A 20,638-nucleotide genomic window follows, 5' to 3' on the forward strand; every position below is an offset into this window, starting at 1 on the left:
AATGCAGCATATCACCGACCCGATTGACCGCCGTCTGCTGGACGATTTCCAACGCGACTTTCCCATCACCGAGCGCCCGTTTCAGGTTCTGGCCGCTGCCCTTGGTCTGGACGAGGCAGAAGTGCTGGACCGTCTGGCGCGGATGCGTAAAACCGGGCGCATTACTAGGGTTGGTGCGACCATCACACCCGGCGCGGTTACAGCCAGCACATTGGCCGCCGTCGCCGCTCCCGCGGAACAGTTGGAAGACGTGGCGGCCCTGATCGATGCAGAACCCGGCGTGAACCACAATTACCAGCGCGAGGATGACTGGAACCTGTGGTTCGTGGCCACCGGCCCGGACCGCGAACATGTGAACGACACCCTTGCGCGGATCAGCTATCGCACGGGGTTGCGGGTTCTGGATCTACGGTTGGTGCGCCCGTTCAATATCGATCTGGGTTTTCGTATGTCGGGAACGGCCCGCAGCGTTCCCGGACCGCGTAAGGTGGATCGGTCGGCCATGCGGGAAGGTGATCGACCCCTGTTGCAGGCTCTCAGTTCCGGACTGTCGCTGGTCGCTGAACCCTATGCTGAGCTTGCCCAATCCCTGAACCGCGACCCGGATGACCTTATGGAGCGCATTAGAGCCTTACACCAGGCCGGGATCATCTCTCGCCTTGGTGTCATCGTGCGCCACCGTGCATTGGGTTGGTCAGCGAATGCGATGGTGGTTTGGGACATGCCTGCCCATCAGATCGGCGCCGCTGGTCCCGCGCTTGCGGCCCACCCCGGCGTGACGCTTTGCTATGAGCGCAATCCGGTCGAAGATGTTTGGCCCTATCGCCTTTATTCCATGATCCATGCGCGTTCGCGCTCGGAAGCGATGGAAGTTTTGACCAAAGCCGAAGCGATCCCTGAACTGGAGGGTGCCCGAAACAAAGTGCTGTTCTCGACCCGTTGCTTCAAACAGACCGGTGCGCTGATCCAACCAAAGGAGGCCGCCGCATGACGCTTGACGACACCGACCGTGCGATCCTGAACCGGATGCAGGATGACCTGCCGTTGACGTCGCATCCCTATGCGGTGATTGCCGAGGAATTGGAGATCGCAGAAGCCGATCTGCTGGACCGTCTGACCCGCATGAAAGACGCGCGCGTGATTACTCGTTTCGGCCCCTTCTTCGACGCCGCCGCCATGGGCGGGGCCTTTTGCCTGTGCGCCATGGCCGTCCCGCCCGAGGATTTCGAAGCCGTCCTGACCAAAGTCAATGCACACCCAGAGGTCGCCCACAATTATGAACGCACGCATCGGCTGAATATGTGGTTCGTTCTGGCCACCGAAACACCGGAAGGGATCGCAAACACAGCTGAGGCGATCGAACGGGAAACCGGGATCACGGTCCTGCAATTCCCAAAACTTCAGGAATTCTTCATCGGCTTCCGGGTGGCGGCATGATCGACGCGAAAGACAGAGAGATTATCGAGGTGCTTCAAGGTGGCCTGCCGCTTGTGCCCGCCCCGTATGCGCAGGTTGCCCAGATTCTGGGTCTGGATGAAGACACCCTGATGTTCCGCCTCGCCGACATGAAGTCGCGCGGTGTCATTCGGCGCATCGCGGCGGCGCCCAATCACTACAAGCTGGGCATGACCTCAAACGGTATGACCGTCTGGGATGTTGAAGATGGCCGCGTTGCCGAACTGGGAAGCCAGATTGGCGCCCTGCCCTTCGTCACCCATTGCTACGAACGCCCGCGCGCCTTGCCCGACTGGCCTTACAATCTGTTCGCCATGGTTCATGGCGCTGACCGGGACGAAGTCGAGGAGAAGCGTGCCGAGATCTCCGCGATACTGGGCGCGGCCTGCCGGGCCAGAGATATCCTCTATTCCACGCGCATCCTGAAAAAGACCGGGCTGCGCCTGAAAGCGAAAGGTTGAGACAATGTTCCGCCTGACCGAATACATGCACCAACTGGTCACACCGACCCCGGTACGCAAACGCCGCCCCGGACCGGTGAAACCTGTGGTGATCTGGAACCTGACGCGGCGTTGCAATCTGAAATGCCGCCATTGCTATACCGTCTCGGCGGATGTGGCGTTCCCGGGTGAGCTCAGCCATGAGCAAGCCATTGTAACCCTTGAGGATCTGGGCCAGTTTCGCGTCCCGGCCCTGATTCTCTCGGGTGGGGAGCCGCTGGACCGGTTTGATTTCTTCGACATCGCCAAACGTGCCCGCGATCTGGTGCCGATGCTGGCGCTGTCGACCAATGGCACGCGGATCTACGACGAAAGCGCCGACATGATCGCGGATGTGGGTTTTAGCTATGTCGGCATCTCTCTGGACGGGATTGGCGCCACAAATGACTGGTTCCGAGGCGTCGAAGGTGCCTTTGCCGACGCCCTGCGCGGCGTGCGCGAGTGCAAGAAACGCGGCATCAAGGTTGGTCTGCGGTTCTGCCTGACCGAAGGCACCCAGCACCATCTGCCCGACCTGTTGCAACTGTGCGATGATGAGGGCGTCGACAAGTTCTACCTGTCCCACCTCGTCTATGCCGGGCGCGGCGACAAAAACCGGGGCGAGGATGCCGAGCACTTGCGTACCCGCAAAGGTCTGGACCTGCTGCTGGAGCGCGCGTGGGAGGCGGCCTCGGGTGGTCGTCCGCTGGACATCGTGACCGGGAACAATGATGCCGACGCAGGATATTTCCTGAACTGGGTCCGCGCGCATTTCGACGAAGACAAGGCCGCTCATGTCCGCGAGCATCTGGCCGCGTGGGGCGGCAACTCCAGCGGCCTGGGCGTGGCCAATATCGATAATCTTGGCCGGGTGCACCCTGACACTTACTGGTCCGACTACACAGTCGGCAATGTGAAAACCAAACCGTTCTCAGAGCTTTGGACCGGTGATGACCAGATGCTTGCCATGCTACGCACCCGTCCGCGCCCGTTGAAGGGCCGGTGCGATGCGTGCCAGTTAAAGGACGTTTGTGGCGGCAACACCCGCATCCGCGCGCTGCAACTCACCGGAGACCCGTGGGCCGAAGACCCGGCCTGCTATCTGTCAAACGACGAAATCGGCGTGCAGGACGCAGGTGAGCGGCTGCAGGTGACACCGTTCCGGGGGAAAAGCCATGATCCGGCGCATCAGTTCTTTTGAGATCCCGAACCTGCCTGATACATCCGTTGTGAAGGTGGAAAATCGGGGAGCCTCCGGCGGGAGTATTTGGGAAAAGATGAAGATTGGGGCCTTGTGCTCGATCCTGAGCGTGGGTGCCGCATGGGCCGATGCCCCGTCTGATTACGCCGAGCATTGCGCCTCGTGCCATGGCGAGAACCGTTTGGGCGGGGCCGGTCCAGCGTTGATCCCCGAGACATTGAAGCGGATGCGCGGCCCGCGCGTTGCAGCGGTGATCGCAGAGGGTCGCGCCGCCACGCAGATGCCCGCGTTTTCGCACGAGCTCGACGCGTTGCGGATCGAGGAGCTGGCGGGCTGGCTGAAATCTCCGCTGGAAGCCGATCCAGAATGGGGTGAGGCCGATATCATGGCCAGCCGTACTCTGGACGAAGACTATGTGCCGGTGGATGCGCCCATCTGGGACAGCGACCCGATGAACATCACGCTGGCGGTTGAAACCGGCGATCATCATGTCAGCGTTCTGGACGGCGACACGTTCGACGTGCTGGACCGGTTCGAGACGCCTTTTGCCGTACATGGAGGGCCGAAATTCAGCCCCGACGGGCGCTATGTTTTCATCATGTCCCGCGATGGTTGGGTCCAGAAATACGACATCTGGGCTCTGAAGCAGGTGGGTCGCGTGCGCGCAGGCCTGAACAGCCGCAACATCGCGATGTCGGGCGATGGCAAGTGGGTCGCAGTTGCGAACTACCTGCCGAACTCGCTGACCCTGCTTTCGACCCAGGACCTGTCGGTGGCGAAAGTCATTGAGGTCAAAAGCAAAAAGGGCGTTCCCAGCCGCGTTTCGGCCGTCTATCAGGCCCCGCCGCGCGAAAGCTTTGTTCTGGCGCTGAAAGATGTGCCCGAGATCTGGGAGGTCTTCTATGGGGCCAACCCACCGCAATCTGGGTTGGGTCATGATTTCCGCATTGAAGGCCAATTCAAGAACCCCGATCCGTTCCCGGTGCGCAAGATCACAACGCCCGACTATCTGGACGATTTCTTTTTCGATCAAAGCTATGAATACGTCATGGGCGCGTCCCGCGATGGTAAGGGGGGTCAGGTGATCGATCTGGTGATCGGTCACAAAGTCGCCGATCTGGACCTGCCGGGGATGCCGCATCTGGGTTCGGGTATCACGTGGCAGCACGGCGATACCACCGTGATGGCGACGCCGCATCTGACCGATGGCACCGTGTCGGTAATCGACATGGAAAGCTGGGAAACCGTCAAGCGGATCAAGACCGAAGGGCCCGGGTTTTTCATGCGCAGTCATGAGAATTCGCCCTATGTCTGGGCCGATGTGTTCTTTGGGCCGAACAAGGACGCCATGCATGTGATCGACAAGCAAAGCCTTGAAATCGTGAAGACTTTGCGCCCTGCGCCGGGTAAGACCGTGGCTCATGTGGAGTTCACAAAGGACGGAAGTCACGCGCTGGTGTCGATCTGGGAAGATGACGGCGCGGTGATCGTCTATGACGCGCAGACGCTGGAAGAGGTCCGCCGCCTGCCGATGCGCAAACCGTCTGGGAAGTACAATGTCTGGAACAAAATCACCTTCTCGGAAGGCACCAGCCACTGAAGGCAAATGGCCGGTTTGGAAACTGGCCATTTTGTTCTACCCCGCCACAATGTTGGCCGTGGCCATTAACCTGTTTTTGTTGGGTCTGATCCTGCACAGCGCCGGGTTCGGCGCGATTGAGCCGGTTCCCGCGATCCTGTGGTCGATTCCGCTGGGTATCCCTGCGTCGTGGATGGTCGGGCGCTGGGTGCGCGGATTGATGGATGAGGCCGATGGATAGGCGCAAAGTTCCCGGCACCTAACCTAAGTCAAGTATCTGTCTCAGAGAATCCAATACCGTTCGGGAAAGACTGCCGAGTTGGATTCTCAATGCCTGCCTTCCACCCTGCGCAAAAGCTGTTTGATCGCGTGTCCCGCGCGGTGTGTGGATTGGCGGGCATCTTTCTATTGCTGTTGCAAATGCTTGGCCCGGCGCTGGCGAGCTCCGGGGACAGTATTTGGATCGAGATCTGCTCGGAGGCGGGGGCGGTCTGGGTCGAGGTGGATCCTGAGGAGGAGGCCAAAGACCCAACCGCGCCCTGCCCGAATTGCGCCGACTGTGCGCTTTGCGCGGTGACGACCGTGGCTCCACTGCACGACGTGCCGTTGCTGGCTCAAGTCGGAAAGGTACGAAATGTACCCTCTGAACGCGGAGATTTGTGCATTCAGTACAGTTCGAAACGGCTGTGGCCGGAAACCCGCGGCCCCCCGCACGCAACCCGAGAATTCACTGAACGCGCCCTGCGCGCGTCCGTGGCGTCCATCCAAACTACCGGAGGTGCGCCGTGGTCGTAAGTCGCGCAATCCAAATTCTGCTGGCCTTTGCCTTATCCTGCCTGATGGCGCTCGGCGCCCATGCGGACAGCCTTGCCAGCTTCCTGCCCGAGATTGAGCCCGCCGAACTGGCCCCCGGTGCCGACGCCTTTGGCCCGGTCCGCGATGACGTACCTGTTGCACCCGTTCTGAAGGGTGGTGAGACTATTGCCTGGGCTTTTCTGACATCCGATTTCGTGGGAACAACCGGCTATTCCGGCAAACCCATCCATGTGGTTGCCGCCATTGATGACAATGCGGTTCTGACCGGCGTGCAACTGGTCAAACATTCGGAACCCATCGTGCTGATTGGCATTCCCAATTCGCGCATGGTCGAACTGACCGAAGGCTATGCAGGGTTGGACCTCAAGGTTGAGGCCGAAACCGGTGGTGAGGGGCATGACCTCGACATCATCTCCGGTGCAACGGTCACGATCATGGTGATCGACGACAGTCTTGTGCGCGGCGGGATCAAGGTGGCGCGCGCACTGGGTCTGGGTGGATTGTCTCCGGTGCAGGCCGATGGGCCGAAGCGCGAAGTCGATATGGCTCAGGATGCCGTTTACGACTGGACGACCCTGTCGGGCGACGGCTCAGTCCGGCGGCTGACGCTGGATATCGGGCAAGTCAACGCAGCCTTCGAGGCCACCGGTGATCAGCGGGCCATCAAACGTCCTGAACCGGGCGAACCCGACGACACCTTCATTGACATGCATATGGCACTGGTCTCGGTGCCGTCGATCGGCAAATCGCTGCTGGGCGAGGCCGAGTATCAGAACCTTGTGGACTGGTTGGACGAAGGCGAGCAAGCCATTCTGGTGCTGGGGCGTGGGGCTTACAGCTTCAAAGGCTCAGGCTATGTGCGCGGTGGTATTTTCGACCGCATCCAACTGATCCAGGGCGACAGTTCGGTCCGCTTTTTCGACCGTCAGCAACGCCGTCTGGGTGAGGTCGCGGCCCCGGATGCACCGAGTTTCACCGAGCTGGATATCTTCAAAATCCCCGCCGATGCTGAGTTCGATCCGGCAGAGCCGTTCCGCCTGCAACTGTTGGTGCAGCGCGCCGTGGGTGCGGTTGAGAAAACCTTTCTGACCTTCGATCTGGGTTACAAACTGCCGGAACATTACTTGTTGCCCGTTACGGCCCCTACGGTCGTGGATGACGCCACCAGCGAAGCCGCCGCCAAGGCCGCCCTATGGCAGCGCATCTGGAAAGACCGTGTGGTCGAGATCGTGATCCTTGGCGTCATGCTGCTGGTGCTGACGGCCACGTTCTTCTTCCAGTTCCACGCCACCATGAACGCGCGTGTTTTCTACTGGTTCCGCATCGGCTTCCTGACCATGACGCTGTTCTTCATCGGCTGGTACGCCAATGCGCAGCTGAGCGTGGTGAACCTGATGGCTCTGGCAGGCAGTCTACGCACCGGGTTCAGCTGGGACGCCTTCCTGCTCGATCCGCTGGTCTTCATCCAATGGTTCGCCGTAGCTGCCGCCCTGCTGTTCTGGGGCCGTGGGGCCTATTGCGGCTGGCTGTGCCCGTTCGGCGCCCTGCAGGAACTGACCAACAAGATCGCGCGCGCACTGAAAGTCCCGCAATGGACCCTGCCCTGGGGCCTGAACGAACGGCTCTGGCCTGCGAAATACATGATCTTCCTTGGTCTCTTCGGCCTCAGCTTCGTTTCGATCCCGCTGGCCGAGAAATACGCCGAGATCGAGCCGTTCAAGACCGCGATCATCCTGAAATTCATGCGCGACTGGCCCTTCGTGGTCTTTGCGCTGGCCCTGCTTGGGGTTGGGCTGTTCATCGAACGGTTCTACTGCCGCTACCTCTGCCCGCTGGGCGGAGCGCTGGCGATCCCAGCCCGTATCCGCATGTTCGACTGGCTGCGCCGCTACAAGGATTGCGGCACCCCCTGTCAGACCTGCGCCAATGAATGCCCCGTTCAGGCGATCCACCCCACCGGTGAGATCAATCCGAACGAGTGCGTCACCTGCCTGCATTGTCAGGTGCTCTACCAGTCCGAGGACAAATGTCCCGTCGTTATCCGCCAACTGAAACGGCGGGCCAAGACAGGGTCGGTCAACCTCAAGACCCCCCTCGGACAACCACCGGCGAACCATCCGAACGCCAAACCGCAATCCGTTTCCTAAAAGGAGGAACGATCATGTCGGAACACGATAAGAAACTGAATATCACACGCCGCGGGATGCTGGGGGCAACCGCCACCGGCGCGGTGATTGCCGGGACCGGTCTGGGTTCAACCCTGATGACCGCGCGCGAGGCCAGCGCTGCTGCGAATGCGCATCTGGAACCGGGTGAGCTGGACGAATATTACGGCTTCTGGTCCTCGGGCCAGACCGGTGAGCTGCGTATCCTGGGCGTGCCCTCGATGCGCGAGCTGATGCGCGTTCCGGTGTTCAACCGCTGCTCGGCCACCGGTTGGGGTCAGACCAACGAGTCGCTGAAAATCCTGACCGAGGGCCTGCTGCCGGAGACCAAGGAATACCTGGCCGCCAACGGCAAGGTCACCTATGAAAATGGCGACCTGCACCACCCGCATATGTCCTTCACCGATGGCACCTATGACGGCCGCTATCTGTTCATGAACGACAAGGCCAACACCCGTGTCGCCCGTGTACGCTGTGACGTGATGAAATGCGACAAGATCATCGAGATCCCGAACGCACATGATATCCACGGTCTGCGTCCGCAGAAATACCCACGCACCGGCTATATCTTTGCCAATGGCGAGCACGAAGCGCCGCTGGTCAATGACGGCCAGATCCTCGACGATCCGTCACAATACGTGAACATCTTCACCGCCATCGACGGCGACACGATGGAGATCGCGTGGCAGGTGATGGTGTCGGGCAACCTCGACAACACAGACTGCGACTACCAGGGCAAATACGCGTTCTCGACCTCGTACAACTCGGAAATGGGCATGAACCTGGCCGAGATGACCGAGAATGAGCTGGACCACGTGGTCGTGTTCAACCTGAAAGCCATCGAAGAGGCGGTTGCTGCCGGGAACTATCAGGAACTGAACGGCGTCAAAGTTGTGGATGGCCGCAAGGAAGCCGGCGGCAACCTGACCCGCTATATCCCGATCCCGAACTCGCCGCACGGTGTGAACGCCGCACCTGACAAGAAACACATCATGATCAACGGCAAGCTGTCGCCGACCGTTTCGGTGATTGATGTTGAGAAGGTCGACGCGCTGTTCTCGGACAATGCCGATCCGCGCTCGGCCATCGTGGCGGAACCGCAATTGGGTCTCGGCCCGCTTCACACCGCGTTCGACGGCAAGGGCCACGCCTTTACCACCCTGTTCCTCGACAGTCAGGTGGTGAAATGGGACATCGCCAAAGCCATCGAAGCCTATGGTGGCGCGGACGTGGATCCGATCCTCGACAAGGTGGATGTGCAGTATCAACCGGGCCACAACTCGACCTCAATGGGTGAGACCGCTGAGGCCGATGGCAAGTGGCTGATTTCGATGAACAAATTCTCGAAAGACCGCTTCCTGAACGTGGGTCCGCTGAAGCCTGAAAACGAGCAGCTGATCGACATCTCGGGCGACAAGATGAAGGTGGTCCATGACGGCCCGACCTTTGCAGAACCGCATGACTCGATCCTTGTGCACCGGTCCAAGGTGAACCCGGTCAATGTCTGGGATCGCAACGACCCGATGTGGGAAGATGCGCGCAAACAGGCCGAGGCCGATGGTGTCGATCTGGATTACGGCGCGGAAGAGCCGATCCGGGACGGCAACAAGGTCCGCGTCTACATGACTTCGGTCGCGCCCGTGTTCAGCATGGAGAAGTTCACCGTCAAGCAGGGCGACGAGGTTACGATCTATGTCACCAATCTGGATGATGTGGACGACGTGACCCACGGGCTGTGCCTGTCGAACTTTGGCATCGCGATGGAGATCGGGCCGCAGGCCACCGCCTCGGTTACGTTCATCGCCGACCGTCCGGGCGTGCACTGGTATTATTGCCAGTGGTTCTGCCACGCGCTGCACATGGAAATGCGCGGCCGGATGTTTGTTGAACCCCGGAGTGCATAAAATGCGTTGGTCCCTGCTCATACCGCTCCTGCTCGGCTCGCCCCTTTGGGCGGCGGATTGGGATGTGCCCAACCGGGCGGGGGCCATCAACGAGATACTGGCGCAGGCGGCGGACGGGGACACCCTCCGCCTGCGCCCCGGTGTTTACACTGAAACATTGGTTCTGGACCGGCCCATCACGATTGATGGGCTGGGACAGGCCACCATTGACGGACAAGGCGAAGGCAGCGTCATCACCGTAACCGGGCCGGGCGTGACCGTGCGCGGGCTGACGGTGATTGGCTCGGGCTCGGACCATGACGGGATCGACAGCGGTATCCAACTGACCAAGACGGCCCATGCGCCGGTGGTCGAGGACAATGTGCTGCAGGGCAATCTCTACGGCATCGACATCCATGGTGCGAAAGACAGCATTGTCCGCCGCAACCGGATCGAGGGGCGGCAGGACCGCCACATGAACGCGCGCGGCAATGGTGTCTATGTCTGGAACGCGCCGGGTGCGCGGGTTGAATCGAATGATATTCGCTATGGCCGCGACGGGATCTTTGTGAACTCGTCCAAGAAAAACACCTTCACCGGCAACCTGTTTCGCGACCTGCGTTTTGCGGTGCATTACATGTATGCCGACAACTCGGTCGTCAGCGACAATGTCTCAATCGGCAACGATCTGGGCTATGCGGTGATGTTTACGACCAATGTGACCGTGGCCAACAATGTCTCGATCGGCGACCGTGAACATGGCGTAATGCTGAACTACGCCAACAAAAGCACCATCACCGGCAATGTGGTGAAAGGTGCCAAGGAAAAATGCACTTTCCTCTATAACTCGAACAAGAACGAATTCACCGACAACTGGTTCCAGGGATGCGGGATCGGCATTCACTTCACCGCCGGTTCCGAGCGCAACCGGATCGTCGGCAACGCCTTTGTCGGCAACCGGACGCAGGTGAAATATGTCTCGACCAAATGGGTCGAGTGGTCAGAAGACGGGCGCGGCAATTACTGGTCCGATTTCGCCGCCTTTGATGTGGATGGCAATGGCATTGCCGATGCCCCCTATCGCCCCAACGACTCGATGGATCATGTGCTGTGGACCCAACCCGCAGCCAAATTGCTGCTCGGCTCACCCGCCGTGCAGCTGGTGCGCTGGTCGCAATCAGCCTTCCCGGCTTTGTTGCCGGGTGGCGTGATGGACAGCAACCCATTGATGCAAGCCCCTGAACCCCCAGCAATGAAAAAGGTGCCTCATGACGGATAAGGCCCTGACGATTGACCAAGCCTGCAAGGACCGTGGCAAGACCCGGGTTCTTGACGACATCACCCTGTCCCTTGCCCCCGGTCAGCGCGTGGCGCTACTGGGCCACAACGGCGCGGGCAAATCGACGCTGATCAAATCCATCCTTGGCCTGACACCGATCCAAGGCGGAGCCATTCGGATCGGAGACGCCACCCCCGGCAGCGCCCAGGCGCGGCGCGAGACGGCCTATCTGCCCGAGGCGGTGTCGTTTCATCCTGCATTGACTGGGCGTGAGCAGTTGACCCTGTTTGCGCAGCTTTCGGGCGCAAAAGCCGATGTGCCCGGCCTGTTGGAGCGCGTTGGTCTCAGCGACGCTTTGGACCGTCGGATCGGAACCTACTCCAAAGGCATGCGGCAACGTCTGGGTTTGGCGCAGGTGCTGTTGGGCCAACCGAAAGTGGCCTTGCTGGATGAGCCGACAAGCGGGCTGGACCCGATCTCTCGGCAAGATCTTTATGCCATCATCGACGAACTGGCTGCCCAAGGCACAGCCGTTCTGATTGCCTCACACGCGCTGACCGAGGTCGAGGCACGCACCGACCGGATCGCCATCATGCGCAAGGGCCGGATGGTGGCCGATGACACGCTGAACAATCTGTCGGCGCTGGCCGGTCTACCGATCCGCTTGAAAGTACGCGCCAGCGCCAACGCCGATGCGCTGGCCGCAGAACTGGGCGGCAACCGGATCAACGGGGCATCCGTTGAATTGCTCTGCACACCCGAAGACAAGATGGAGGCCCTGCGCCGGATCGCCGGACTGGGCGATGCCGTGGCGGATGTGGAAATGACCCCACCCAAACTGGAAGACCTCTATCGTCACTACGCACAGGAGGAGATGCAATGACCCGCTTCCTCGCCATCACCCGCACCGAAATGCTCATCCTGCGCCGCAACCGCTGGTTGCTGGTTGCCACTTTGATCATGGTGCTGTTCGCACTGGCACTGACCTTCGCGGGCAGCGCGCCCACCGGAACACTGGGCGTTGATATGCTGACCGTTTCGGTCGCTTCGATGACCACGCTGTCGGTCTATCTCGCGCCGCTGCTGGCGCTGATGATTGCCTTTGACGCCATCGCGGGCGACGTGGACCGGGGCAGCCTGTCGCTGCTGTTGTCCTACCCTACGGGACGCGGAGAGATCCTGTTGGGCAAGTTCACCGCCCATCTGGCCGCTCTGGCCTTTGCTATGACGGTCGGTTTCGGTACCGCAGGCGCAGTGGCCGCCTTCTTTGGCGGTGCAAGCTCTGAAAGCCTGATGGCTCTGGCCCGCCTCATCCTCACATCCATCCTGCTGGGCGCCGTGTTTCTGGCGCTGGGTTACCTGCTGTCTGCCCTGGCAAAGGGGGCCACGGCGGCGGCAGGTCTGTCGGCCGGGCTCTGGCTGGTTTTTGTCGTCCTCTATGATCTGGGCCTGTTGGGGGCCGTCGTCATGGACAAGGGCGGTACCTTCACCCAATCCGTCTTTCCCTGGGTGATGGTGGCCAACCCGGCCGACGCATTCCGTTTGTGGAACATCGCCGCGACCGAGGGCGTTGCCATGGCATCCGGCATGACAGGGGCCGCGCAGGCCCTGCCAGTCTGGGCCGCGCCCGTGTCTTTGTTGCTTTGGCCGGTAATCGCCTTCGCCCTCGCCCGGCTTGCATTCCGGAGGGTCGAACCATGAAACACCTCGCCCTGATTACCCTCGTTGCACTGGCGGCCTGCAAGGAAGAAGCCGCCGAAGCCCCTGCCCCTGTCGATCTGACGCCCGATGCGCTGAGCTATTTCTGCCAGATGAACATTGCCGAACATGGCGGTCCCAAGGGGCAAATCCATCTGGAGGGCTACCCGGCACCGCTGTTCTTCGCGCAGGTGCGCGACATGGTGGCCTATCTGAAAAGCCCGGAACGGGATGCCAAGATCACCGCCATCTATGTCAGCGACATGGGCGTTGCGCCCAACTGGCGGCAACCCGGGATATCGAACTGGATTGCCGCAGACAGCGCGACATTTGTCGTTGGCGCAAACGTGGCAGGCGGCATGGGCGCGCGTGAAGTCGTGCCGTTTGCCGACCCGGCAGATGCCAACGCCTTCATCAACCAATATGGCGGGTCGCCCCTGCCCCTGAATGACATCCCCGACACCGAGGTCCTTGGCCCTGTCGATCTGGACCTACTGCTGGAGACACCTGCATGACCAAGCTGTCCCGCCGTCGTTTCCTGACGATCTCAGCCGCTTGTTCGGTGCTTCCTAGCCTAGGCATAGCGGCCCCAACTGCCCATTGGCGGGGCGTCGCGCTGGGGGCTGAAGCCCGTTTAAGGTTGGAAGGATTGACCGACCAGGAAGCCGCACCAGTTTTTGCGGCCGTCGAGGCCGAACTCAACCGTTTGGAAAACATCTTCAACCTCTATCGCCCCGCATCCGAGCTGAGTCGTTTAAACAAAAACGGCAGCCTTAATGCGCCAGCGCCGGAACTTCTGAGCGTGCTCGGCCTCTGTTCGACCCTACACCACGCAACCGAGGGCGCTTTTGACCCGAGTGTACAGCCCCTTTGGAGCGCGCTCGCGATCGGCGCAGATGAGAAAGCGATCCACTCAGCGCGAAACAGCATCGGCTGGGAAAAGGTCACGGTTCGAACTGACATCATCCGCCTGCCCGAGCCCGGATTTTCCGCGCTGACGCTGAATGGGATTGCCCAAGGGGTGATAACGGATCGCATCGCGGCCCTGCTGAAATCGCACAGCTTGCGCAATGTTCTGATCGACATGGGTGAGGTCGTTGCCAATGGCCAACGCACCGATGGGGAGCGCTGGTGCGTCGGAGTGGCCGGACCTGACGGTTCTGTTCTGAAACGTATCACCTTGCAGGACCGGGCAATCGCAACGTCAGACGCACAAAACCTGATGTTAACGGATCGACACGGGCATATTCTGCATCCAAAAGGCCTGGCTCTGCAAAACCGCCTTTTGTCCGTATCCGCACAATCCGCTGCACTGGCAGACGGCCTGTCAACGGCCCTTTGCGCCTTGCCCGCCGCGCGCCATCAAACAGCGCTGCGCCAATTTCCACAGGCGAGGATCGAAGCCCGCCTGTGAAACAATGCATCTTGAAACGAGTGGGGTTCGTTAACGCAAGGCCCCAATTTCATTGCCATCTATGATGATTGCAAAATCCCAGAGCTTCCTAAGCTCCTCCTCAGCGATCTGGGCGTTTGGCCCGTCAGGCACGCGCTCAACGCGAAAACCGAATTGTTCGAGGCCACAGAAATCAACGCGACTTAGAACTATGGGGGATACGCTGCGCTCGATAGCGATAGCGGCAAGATGTCTGGCGACAATGTGCGCACGCTCCACACGCTCAAAGATACGAACACCGATATATGTATGTCCCTCTGCGCCACGCTCCCACAATGCGACCGACGGCGGCAGGTCGATACGCGGAAAAACAACCTTTCCCTTTTTGGGCAGCTTGCGCTTTTTCAGGATTAGATCATCCAAATAAACCGGTTGCCCGGATGAAGTTCTGCTGAGAATGTCAAACCAGGTTGTATCCGTCATTTGCATTGCCTGACCTCCGCTATCAGTTTGGCGGCACTTGGCGCACCCGGGTCGGGTAGCTCAACCTTGTTTAATGCAGTTCGGTAAACATCGGCTTCGCCACGGTCCAGAAACCCTGTCACCATCGCCTCAAGCTTCAAAATTTCCCGTTCGGTGACCATCGCGCACAGATCACGATCCGCCAAGGCTTTGGCCCGGCGTTCCTGATCGTCCAAATACGGGGCGGACTGAGGGATCAGGATCGCGGGTATCCTGTGATAAAGGATTTCAAGAACCGAGTTATACCCCGCTGCCGAAAGGACCAGATCGGCGGCCAGACACAAGGATGTTGCCTCAAGCGTGCGGACCACTTTGGTATTCTTCCACCCGAATGTCGCCGGATGAATCGTGCTTCCAGGCCATGTCACAATCAGATGCAGGCAATCGGGCCGCTCTTCCAGCATACCGGATATGGCTTGCAACTGAGCAGTCCGATCCGACGCAACACCCCCGCCCAGTACGCTTACGGCCAGCGTTTTAAAGTCCCGCCCAAACCGTTCTGCAAGCCCAGCCCTGAGGCGTTTTCGTTCGTTTTTCGATTGGGAAACCTCGCGAAATACCGGCCCAACATAGTGCACGTGATCGCCATAGCTGTAGGCGTCATTAAGCTCATCAAAAGCTTCCGACGGGACGATGACCCGGTCAAATACTCTTTCGCGGCGCAGCATGATTTGCCTTGATCGCCCTTCCGGCCATAAGCCGCGCCTTATCCAGACCGCCGACAAATCACGTTCTTGAATCACGCGATAGACGGAATCAAAGACGTAACCGCCGTCAAACACCAGACTATCGCCGCCCTTCAGCGCCGCGGAAAGGCGGCGGTAGGTCAGAATGTCATTATCGTTGCTGCTGTCATGCGCATCGTTGCGCGCGACCAGAGGAATGCAATCTATGCCCTCACGTCGGACCAGTGGGACGCAGCTGGGGAAAGCCGCAAACATGGGCCGCACGTCGCCCGGCAACGATTTTGCAATTACGGCGCATCGCTGCGCATGCCCCAGCCCCACCCCATTTGTAGGCAGAAACAAAGTTCTTGGCGTCGACCGCTTTCGCGGACGCTTTTTTATCCTGAGCCCGGCTGCTGTTTCGAGGCGCGAGATGTCCACCGTGTGCAGCCACTGGGACTTCGACGCCTGTTCGGCAATTTGCGGAATATTGCCCAAGATCTTTCCGGTAAGATAGCCATCCAAGGCAAATGGTGTTTTAGGGCCAAGCAAGGCTGGTGCGCCCGACGACATGAGCACTTCGTCCTCGGTGCAATCAATCGCTACCCTGCCCGCTGCAATGACCTCAACGGCAAGTGTGGCGACACGAATTCCAGCGACCCCATGGCCAAATATGGCAAGGACGTCCGTAGAACGTGCCAAGGCATGCGGTGGCAGATCGGTGTAAAGAAGGGTCGGCAAGTCGGTGAAGTGAGAGGCCTTAATGGCTTCTTTCTGCGCGCCACTTACGATGAGCTTCAGATTGTAGACCCCCTGGTTGCTCATCCTTGAAAAACAAGACAGCGTCTCGGGATTGTCCAATTCCATCGAGCCGAGGACAACAGTCACATTGGCCTTCTCAGGCAACGGTCTGGAATTCGGTCGGATGTCCGCCACAAGGGGGGCGATGGCAGCAGACAAAATGGGCCGTGGTTGGAAATCGGAAAGGTCAATGACCGATGCTTCGCGTCCAAGCGCATAAGCAAGGCGGGCCTTGGCACTGACATAGCTTTGCTGTGACTCGAACCGACCGGTTGCAACCACGGGAACATCCGGGCTCAACTGTTTTTTCCGCAAGGACGCCAGCAGTTCATCATCGATGGCTTCTGCGCCAAGGACAAAAACTGTTTCTGCCTGTTGCTCATCAGGATCGACCAGGAACTTGGACGCCTCGTAAATCCGGCCTCGCCCGGCATCCTCGCGCAGATACTCCGCCCCGATACAGGCGGTATGGCCGCGCGCGGCGAGCTGCCCAGCAAAGATCAGTTGCGCATCAAATGACCGTAGGGAACGGGTGCCAGCTTCGACAAAGATCATCCTGTGCCTCCCCGACCATCGGCCAGAACATCACCCATAACTGTCCTGAAATTCTGGGCAGAGTAGCGTTCGAGCGCCAACTGCGCCTGCCCCACTTGGGCGTGATACTTCTGAGGGTCAGAAACCATGTCAGAAATGATACTGTCTGCGTCCGAAGGGCGGCACGAGATCACAGCATCGCCAAACGTCCGCCCGGTGTCGGGATCCGTCAATACGACCTTCCCGGCCTCCAAAGCTTCGGCAATCACTCGCCCGAAACTCTCTTGCCAGGTCGGCGCCGTAAAATAGACAAAAAAGTCAATCATATCAAAAAACTCACCGACAGTTATGGCATCAAATCGCAGTAACGTCCAATGCGGGCGCTGAAGACCGGCCTCAATCAAGGCGTCAGCCCCGAGGACAATATTGTTGTCGGCGTGTTTTGGAAAACACTTGTCCATGTCGGTAACGGGTGGAAATTTCTCGTATCCCGGTCGCGAATGTCTGCCGCGCCGGTCCTTGGGTATCTCACATGGATCACTTATTTCAGCGTGGCAGATATTGAACCAATCGGCACCCAGAACCCTCCAATGGCGTGCCGAACGAGATTGAGCCACCCAATTTACCACTGTTTTCCGGTTGTAAGGCGAAATCGGAGCAAGCGATTTCCTTAACGCCAGTGTCGAGGCGTCAATCAGCCTTAGACAGGTCGCAATATCAAACCCTTCTTCTCCGCCGGGCCGAAGAAAATTCTCGTGCGTGACCACGATTAGATCGCGAGTGAATATCTGCGTGTGCCACGTGTCCTGAAATTTCAGAAACGCCGGATTGTGCAGGATGACAAAATCCGCATCAATTCGCGGAGCGTCCCAGATCAGTGGAATCCGCAACTCATCAAAAACCTGCCGCAGCACCGGGGAGACATGTTGGGTCTTACCAAACGCCTTTGACGTCACTGCGTGCACTGCTATTTGCCCAAGCCCGGCAGCCACCCGCAATTCTGCCGCCACCGCCGCAGATGTTCCGCCTGAAAAGCGTGGCTCGATGACATAGGCAATCTTCGGGCTGTCTGCAGTTCGGACGGCTTGAGGCATGGACACGAGTTTCAGTGCTGCAACGAATTGGCGAGCGCAGTGCTTTCTACCGGTATGTCTTCCGAAGGGGGCGGTGGATCAGAAGCGTAGTTGAAATCCAGGTCCCCGGATGAGGCCGAACTGTGAAAGCTGCGCAGCTCATTCGACAATTCATCGTCGCCCGTTAGAAGTTCCGGGTTGCGCTGCAGATACGAATAAAGGGCCTGCATGTCATTGTCGGACAATAACCGGTCGATAGCGAGCAGGTGTTCAAGCGTGACTTCGGCCCGCGCACCTTGCGGAGACGTCAAAAAAAGTAAGGCCGTTACTATGCCAATGAGCTTCCTATCGGTCATCTTACAAAATCCTCGTATTCAAACGCCAACCCTTTCACAGCCTGATCATCCTTTTGCCTTCAATGACTACAAGAGCCTTATTGGTTCGCAGTTTTGAGTTTGTTCAGAACCTGACTTCTCAGTTGTTCGACCTGTGTGTTAACCGGCACACTACGGTTGCTTGACCTGCTCGGCGATGCGGCAGCCACCCGGCCAGAGCTTTCTCCGGCCAACCACAGCTCGATCACACCCAGCGGTGCCGCGATGCCTGACCCGGTAAAGTCTCGCAGCACAGCTCCGGATGCCTCGGCAAGCGCCCTTGCCTTCTCGGCATCTTGCCGATGGTAAAATCGAACGTTGGATTGACTGATCCCAAAACCGACACGATCTATATCAGCGGCTCTGTGCCCTGTTGCGCGAAGTGTCGACACGATCGAGTCTACGACGCCCTCCGACACGCCTCTTGGTGCAAACAGTCTGAACTCCGCGCCATCACCACGGGCGACCGCCACCGGCGGTTCAACACTGGCCTCGGGCAAGTCCAAGCTATCCTGTGGAACCTGAACCCTTGGCTCTGGTCTCAAAAAGCGTGGCTCCGCCACGTCCGAGCCCAACGCCAGATCCTGAATTTGCACTGCCGGGTCAGACGAAGCGGTTCTCAGAACATTTGTGATGGTGTCGATGGCGAAAGGCCGTTCCGGTTGATCCACAACCGGAGGCAGCGCCTTTTGCGCGGAGCCTGGGACTCCGCGGAGGATAAGAACCTCTTCCGAGCCCGGTACCTTTGGCGCCTCGCCCAAAGACTGCTGCTCCCACCTTTCGTGATCCCGAAGCGCAGCGGGTTGAAGGCTTATACTGGGTGGAGCCGCCGGAATGCGCGTAGCTTCAAGAAGATCACCAAAATCAAGCTGAATTGGGGAGTCAGCGGCAAGATCAGTGGCACTGGGCGATGTGGGCACAATTCTGTAGACGACAGGGGTGGCATCTGCCTCAGGCCGAAGCTCGAGGATGAGGCTGTCAACCGGTGCCGAAGGCGGATCGAGCGTCAGCGTAACAGGCACGATGTTTGGCGCGGAACGTTGCAATCCAGTTTTGAAGATAGCGGTGTTTTCAGATGAGTTTGACGCCGACGGTTTCAACGAAGCGAAACCATTCGCATCTCCTGTTGCCACCGGGCCTGGCTCGGGCCCGGCTGGTTCCTGGGCTACGTCAGAAGGATCAGGCGCGAAAAGCGCCCCGTTTTCCGCAACAGACGGTATATCGGATTCCGACTGCAGCGGTTGGACGGCCGCGCCGCTCGGGGATGAAACCGATTGGGTGAGCCCGGTCAGCATGCCGCCCAGATCAAGTTTTTCAAGACGATCCAACGCGTCCCATTCAGTCACGGCAAAATATGCTGTGGCCGTCGCTATTGCGCCAACGGCACAGCCCAATGCCAGAGAGCCATACCTGACGCCAGACACCTCCTGCTGCCGCCCCCAACTGCGAAGAAGCTTTCTACGTAACTTTCGGGGGGACGCATCACTAACTTGCTTTGGGTCAGAGACCGAACTTTTCTTATCCAACACAAGGACACCAGATTTGGCGGCAACGCTCTTATGGTCCTTGTCTTTTTTTACCACGGTCGGGTTTAGGTCGGCCTTGGGTATCGCGCCGCTTTTCTGATCCGTTTCGGCCGCTTTGACTTTCGGCTTCTGAAACCCAGCAAGAACGGTTCCGGGATCGGTCATCCGTTTTCTACGTTTATCGTTTTCAGGGGAATCAGCCGTATCAGATGAGGAACTTTCCGCCTCTTTCGCCCGGCGCGCGAGAACCGCTTCTCTTTGCTTCCGCGCCTCCTCAACTCGGTCCTGCCACTTTTTAGGTGCCGAAACACGCCGTCCTGTGGTTGATTGATGTTCCTTTTGGATACCGGGTTCGCGCGCGGAGTTTTCAACGCTTTTCTCTTCACGCGCAGCTATGTTTTTGCTTCGCTGTCTCCGAGCGTTTTCAAGCATCTCCTGCCAGTCAGAAGACTGCAAAAGATCACTGACTTCCGACGACTCGTCGCCGGATTTTTTGGCAACTTCAGGTAGCGTTTTAGCGCCGCTAGCCTTTGTCATGAATTCCCCCCGAACTGGTCACCAAATCTATGCACATTGCCGTTGCAACACGGCTGAACCGAAGACAGTTTTATGCGCCGAAAAAACTCACAAATATCAACTTATAATTATAAAAACTTGGCCCACCGAACACAAGTAAGCCAGGGGTGCATTCGGCCACCTTTCGCCGCCCCATCACACCCGCTGACTGACTTTTGGTTCTGACGTGGCGACACGCGGATCGCACTGTGCCCTATAAGGCGTTGGCATGTGAAACGGTCTGCCCTATCGACTATGCGCTGAGATTTGGGCGAAACCTCTGGCAATGCCTAGATATTCAAAGCCAAATCGATATTCGCAACAATGTCGCCCATTACAAAATCATTGTTCACAATCGACGGCTATTGGGTCACAAACAGCGGTGGCATCGACATCCATCGATCAGCCGACTTGCACAACGTTATCATCAGGATCTTTGATGGGACGAAGGCTCTGTTGAGCCCCTCATTCCGAAACTAAGGAAAATGGCGGAGAGACAGGGATTCGAACCCTGGAGACGGTTTCCCGCCTACACACTTTCCAGGCGTGCGCCTTCGACCACTCGGCCACCTCTCCGTGCCGGCGATGTTTGGACCATTGACGATGGATTTGCAAGGCCCGAATGTAACGGGATCAGCGA

At 58.9% G+C, this 20,638-nt stretch carries 19 protein-coding genes and 1 tRNA gene; 14 read left to right on the forward strand and 6 right to left on the reverse strand.

What is annotated here, in order from left to right; translation table 11 throughout:
* Nucleotide 1: 1 nt before the first annotated feature.
* From ACP0GE_RS04130 to ACP0GE_RS04195, 14 genes are all read left to right on the forward strand, one after another.
* On the forward strand, nt 2-991 hold the full coding sequence (locus ACP0GE_RS04130) for an AsnC family transcriptional regulator (protein WP_424830734.1): 990 nt from the start codon (nt 2-4) through the stop codon (nt 989-991).
* Complete coding sequence (locus ACP0GE_RS04135; RefSeq protein ID WP_424830735.1) at nt 988-1,437, forward strand: Lrp/AsnC family transcriptional regulator; 450 nt, start codon at nt 988-990, stop codon at nt 1,435-1,437. The genes ACP0GE_RS04130 and ACP0GE_RS04135 overlap by 4 nt, the downstream gene beginning before the upstream one ends.
* Nucleotides 1,434-1,916, forward strand: coding sequence for an Lrp/AsnC family transcriptional regulator (locus ACP0GE_RS04140; protein ID WP_424830736.1), 483 nt, complete (start codon nt 1,434-1,436; stop codon nt 1,914-1,916). The genes ACP0GE_RS04135 and ACP0GE_RS04140 overlap by 4 nt, the downstream gene beginning before the upstream one ends.
* A gap of 4 nt (nt 1,917-1,920) precedes the next feature.
* A complete protein-coding gene (gene nirJ, locus ACP0GE_RS04145; RefSeq protein WP_424830737.1) occupies nt 1,921-3,135 on the forward strand; it encodes a heme d1 biosynthesis radical SAM protein NirJ in 1,215 nt (404 codons plus the stop codon).
* Between the two features lie 76 nt (nt 3,136-3,211).
* Nucleotides 3,212-4,735, forward strand: coding sequence for a cytochrome D1 domain-containing protein (locus ACP0GE_RS04150; RefSeq protein WP_424833805.1), 1,524 nt, complete (start codon nt 3,212-3,214; stop codon nt 4,733-4,735).
* On the forward strand, nt 4,692-4,955 hold the full coding sequence (locus tag ACP0GE_RS04155; RefSeq protein ID WP_424830738.1) for a hypothetical protein: 264 nt from the start codon (nt 4,692-4,694) through the stop codon (nt 4,953-4,955). The genes ACP0GE_RS04150 and ACP0GE_RS04155 overlap by 44 nt, the downstream gene beginning before the upstream one ends.
* Nucleotides 4,956-5,044: 89 nt before the next feature.
* A complete protein-coding gene (locus tag ACP0GE_RS04160; RefSeq protein ID WP_424830739.1) occupies nt 5,045-5,509 on the forward strand; it encodes a DUF2946 family protein in 465 nt (154 codons plus the stop codon).
* Between the two features lie 44 nt (nt 5,510-5,553).
* Complete coding sequence (locus ACP0GE_RS04165; protein ID WP_424833806.1) at nt 5,554-7,677, forward strand: 4Fe-4S binding protein; 2,124 nt, start codon at nt 5,554-5,556, stop codon at nt 7,675-7,677.
* Between the two features lie 14 nt (nt 7,678-7,691).
* Nucleotides 7,692-9,599, forward strand: coding sequence for a TAT-dependent nitrous-oxide reductase (gene nosZ, locus ACP0GE_RS04170; protein WP_424830740.1), 1,908 nt, complete (start codon nt 7,692-7,694; stop codon nt 9,597-9,599).
* A 1-nt stretch (nt 9,600) separates the two neighbouring features.
* Entirely contained in the window at nt 9,601-10,857 is a 1,257-nt protein-coding gene (locus tag ACP0GE_RS04175; RefSeq protein WP_424830741.1) for a nitrous oxide reductase family maturation protein NosD, read from the forward strand.
* Nucleotides 10,847-11,740 (forward strand): ABC transporter ATP-binding protein, encoded by an 894-nt coding sequence (locus ACP0GE_RS04180; protein WP_424830742.1) that lies wholly within the window; start codon nt 10,847-10,849, stop codon nt 11,738-11,740. The genes ACP0GE_RS04175 and ACP0GE_RS04180 overlap by 11 nt, the downstream gene beginning before the upstream one ends.
* Nucleotides 11,737-12,558 (forward strand): ABC transporter permease, encoded by an 822-nt coding sequence (locus tag ACP0GE_RS04185; RefSeq protein WP_424830743.1) that lies wholly within the window; start codon nt 11,737-11,739, stop codon nt 12,556-12,558. The genes ACP0GE_RS04180 and ACP0GE_RS04185 overlap by 4 nt, the downstream gene beginning before the upstream one ends.
* Nucleotides 12,555-13,070, forward strand: coding sequence for a nitrous oxide reductase accessory protein NosL (locus ACP0GE_RS04190; RefSeq protein ID WP_424830744.1), 516 nt, complete (start codon nt 12,555-12,557; stop codon nt 13,068-13,070). Before ACP0GE_RS04185 ends, ACP0GE_RS04190 begins: the two co-directional genes overlap by 4 nt.
* Nucleotides 13,067-13,969, forward strand: a complete 903-nt coding sequence (locus ACP0GE_RS04195; protein ID WP_424830745.1) for an FAD:protein FMN transferase — start codon at nt 13,067-13,069, stop codon at nt 13,967-13,969. The genes ACP0GE_RS04190 and ACP0GE_RS04195 overlap by 4 nt, the downstream gene beginning before the upstream one ends.
* Before the next feature lie 30 nt (nt 13,970-13,999).
* Here the strand turns inward: ACP0GE_RS04195 and ACP0GE_RS04200 are convergent, their stop codons facing one another.
* The 6 genes from ACP0GE_RS04200 to ACP0GE_RS04225 form a co-directional block, all read right to left on the reverse strand.
* On the reverse strand, nt 14,000-14,431 hold the full coding sequence (locus ACP0GE_RS04200; RefSeq protein WP_424830746.1) for a hypothetical protein: 432 nt from the start codon (nt 14,429-14,431) through the stop codon (nt 14,000-14,002).
* A complete protein-coding gene (locus ACP0GE_RS04205; RefSeq protein ID WP_424830747.1) occupies nt 14,428-16,491 on the reverse strand; it encodes a glycosyltransferase in 2,064 nt (687 codons plus the stop codon). Before ACP0GE_RS04205 ends, ACP0GE_RS04200 begins: the two co-directional genes overlap by 4 nt.
* On the reverse strand, nt 16,488-17,564 hold the full coding sequence (locus ACP0GE_RS04210) for a glycosyltransferase (protein WP_424830748.1): 1,077 nt from the start codon (nt 17,562-17,564) through the stop codon (nt 16,488-16,490). The genes ACP0GE_RS04205 and ACP0GE_RS04210 overlap by 4 nt, the downstream gene beginning before the upstream one ends.
* A gap of 11 nt (nt 17,565-17,575) precedes the next feature.
* Complete coding sequence (locus ACP0GE_RS04215) at nt 17,576-17,899, reverse strand: hypothetical protein (protein ID WP_424830749.1); 324 nt, start codon at nt 17,897-17,899, stop codon at nt 17,576-17,578.
* Between the two features lie 77 nt (nt 17,900-17,976).
* On the reverse strand, nt 17,977-19,608 hold the full coding sequence (locus tag ACP0GE_RS04220; protein WP_424830750.1) for a hypothetical protein: 1,632 nt from the start codon (nt 19,606-19,608) through the stop codon (nt 17,977-17,979).
* Between the two features lie 876 nt (nt 19,609-20,484).
* Nucleotides 20,485-20,574: transfer RNA gene (locus ACP0GE_RS04225), tRNA-Ser, on the reverse strand.
* Between the last annotated feature and the right edge of the window lie 64 nt (nt 20,575-20,638).

The sequence above is a fragment of the Ruegeria sp. genome, assembly GCF_965243365.1.
Lineage (GTDB): Bacteria > Pseudomonadota > Alphaproteobacteria > Rhodobacterales > Rhodobacteraceae > Ruegeria.